This is a genomic window from Saccharothrix coeruleofusca, assembly GCF_014648515.1.
Classification (GTDB): Bacteria; Actinomycetota; Actinomycetes; order Mycobacteriales; family Pseudonocardiaceae; genus Actinosynnema; species Actinosynnema coeruleofuscum.
Genome location: NZ_BMRG01000021.1, coordinates 1 through 2,739, shown reverse-complemented (window position 1 = coordinate 2,739; position 2,739 = coordinate 1). Strand labels below are relative to the sequence as shown.

Here is a 2,739-nt window from a genome sequence, read left to right as displayed (position 1 = left end):
CGCCGCGGTGGCCTGGTCCAGCCACGTCGGCTCGGCGATGTCGGCGGGCACCACGAGCAACCACCGGCCGGTGAGCGGTCGGTCCGACACCTCGGTGCGACGCCAGGTGACGCGGTACTGCCAGCCCGCCAGCGTCTCCTGCTGCCTGTTGTGCTCCCGCCACGAGGACAGTGCCGGGAGCACGGTGCCCAGCGAGGAACGGCCGGCGTCGTCGGAGATGGCCAGCGCCGTGGTCAGTCCTTCGAGGTCGCCCTCGTCGACCATGTCCCAGAACCGGGTGTCGACGTCGGCTCCCCTGGTCGAGCGGTGGGGCAGCGCCTCGATCCAGTAGTGGGTGCGTTGGAAGGCGTAGGTGGGCAGCCGCACGGCCCGCTGGCCCGAGGGGAACAGGCCGGACCACCGCACGTCGACGCCGCTCACGAACGCCTCGGCCGCGTTGCGCAGGAATTCCCGCGCGCCACCGTGGCCGCGACGCAGCGAGCCGACCGTCGTGACCGACGTCCCCTTGGCGTCGGCGAGCTCCTGCACCGAGTTGACGAGCACCGGGTGCGCGCCCACTTCGAGGAACGATCGGTGCCCACCGCTGAGCAGCTGATCGACCACGTCCTGGAAGCGCACCACCTCGCGCAGGTTCCGGTACCAGTAGTCGGCGTCCAGCTCCCGGCCGCGCAGCACCGAGCCGGTCACCGTCGAGTAGAACGGGACGTCACCGTCGGAGCACTCGACCACGCCCAGCGTGTCGGCCAGCTCGGCCCGGATGCCCTCCACCACCGCCGAGTGCGACGCGTAGTCGATCGCCACCCGCCGGACCCGCGCCCCCTCGGACTCCCAGACCGCGAGGAACCGGTCCAGCTCGGCGGTGTCCCCGGAGACGACCGTGGACACCGGTCCGTTCACCGCGGCGATGCCGAGCCGGGGATGGCCTGCCAGGCGTTCGCGCACCTCGTCGACCGGTCGGTTCACCCAGCCCATGCCGCCGTGGGCGGCCAGACGCCGCAGCACCCTGGACCGCAGGGCCACCACGCGCGCGCCCTCGGCCAGCGACAGCGCCCCCGCAGCCACGGCGGCGGCGAACTCGCCCTGGGAATGCCCGACCACAGCCGAGGGCCGGACGCCCAGGGATGTCCACAGCCGGGACAACGAGACCCCGACCGCGAACAGCGCGGGCTGGACGACGTCGTCCCGGTCGAGGCCCGGCGCACCCGCAGCCCCGGCGAGCACGTCCCGCAGCGAGAAACCATCCCAGTCGACGTAGGGCGCCAACGCCTCGTCGCAGGCCCGCATCAGCTCCGCGAACGTCGGACTGAGCTGCCACAGCTCGACGCCCATCCCGAGCCACTGACCGCCCTGCCCCGGGAAGACGAAGACCGGGCCGTCGTGGTCGGCTTCACCGGCTCCGGCCACCACGAGGGGCGAGCTGTCCGCTTCGCCCGCCGCGATCGCGTCAAGGCCGGCCAGCAGCTCGTCGCGGTTCCCGGCGATGACCACCGCTCGGTGGGAGTGCGGGGAGCCGCCGTTGGCCAGTGCCGCGCCGAACCCGGCCACGTCGGTGTCCGGTGAGTCGGCCAGCGCGGCCCGCAACCGGGTTGCCTGGCCCGCCAACGCCGCCGATCCCCGCCCTGACACCGGGAAGGCGGAGACGCCGAGCCGCGTCACGGCCTCCGACTGCCGGGCCTCGGGCTGCTCCGGCGCCTGCTCGAGGATGACGTGCGCGTTCGTGCCGCTGATGCCGAAGGAGGAAACGCCTGCCCGGCGGGGTCGACCGGTGCTGGGCCAGTCCTGGTTCCGGTCCAGCAGGGCGACGGCTCCCCGCGACCAGTCGATCAACGGCGAGGGCTGCTCGACGTGCAACGTCCTGGGCAGAACGCCGTGCCGCATCGCCATCACCATCTTGATGACGCCACCGACCCCGGCGGCGGCCTGCGTGTGCCCGATGTTCGACTTCAACGACCCCAGCCACAGCGGCGACTCGGCCGTGTGCGCCCGCCCGTAGGTGTCCAGCAGTGCCTGCGCCTCGATCGGGTCGCCCAGTCGGGTGCCGGTGCCGTGCGCCTCCACCGCGTCGACGTCAGCCGCCGCCAGCGCGGCGTTGGCCAGCGCCTGGCGGATCACCCGCTGTTGGGCAAGCCCGTTCGGCGCGGTCAGCCCGTTCGACGCGCCGTCGGAGTTCACCGAGGAGCCCTTGAGCACCGCGAGCACCTCGTGGCCCTGCCTGCGCGCGTCCGACAGCCGTTCGAGCACCACCAGGCCGACCCCCTCGGCCCAGCCGGTGCCGTCCGCGCCCGCGCCGAACGCGCGGCACCGGCCGTCCGGGGACAGTGCCCGCTGGTGGCCCAGGTCGACGAACGTCATCGGGGTGGACATCACCGTGACCCCGCCTGCCAGCGCGAGCGAGCACTCGCCCGACCGCAGTGCTTGTGCGGCCAGGTGCATCGCCACCAGCGACGACGAGCACGCGGTGTCGACCGAGACGGCGGGCCCTTCCAGGCCGAACTGGTACGCCACCCGCCCGGAGAGCACGCTGCCCGCGCTGCCGGTCAGAACCGCTCCGCTGAGCTGGTCCGGCACCAGGTCCAACGCGGGCGCGTAGTCGTGGTACATGACACCGGCGAACACGCCGGTCCGGGTGCCGCGCAGCGAGTCCGCGTCGATGCCCGCGCGCTCGAAGGCCTCCCAGGCCACCTCCAACAACAACCGCTGCTGCGGGTCCATCGCCGTCGCCTCACGAGGCGAGATCCC

General features: G+C 73.3%; 1 protein-coding gene. It reads right to left on the bottom strand.

Annotation, left to right across the window (positions count from 1 at the left end; all coding sequences use genetic code 11):
* A partial coding sequence (locus IEZ00_RS37415; RefSeq protein ID WP_373293240.1) for a type I polyketide synthase occupies positions 1 to 2,739 on the bottom strand: 2,739 nt, incomplete at both ends.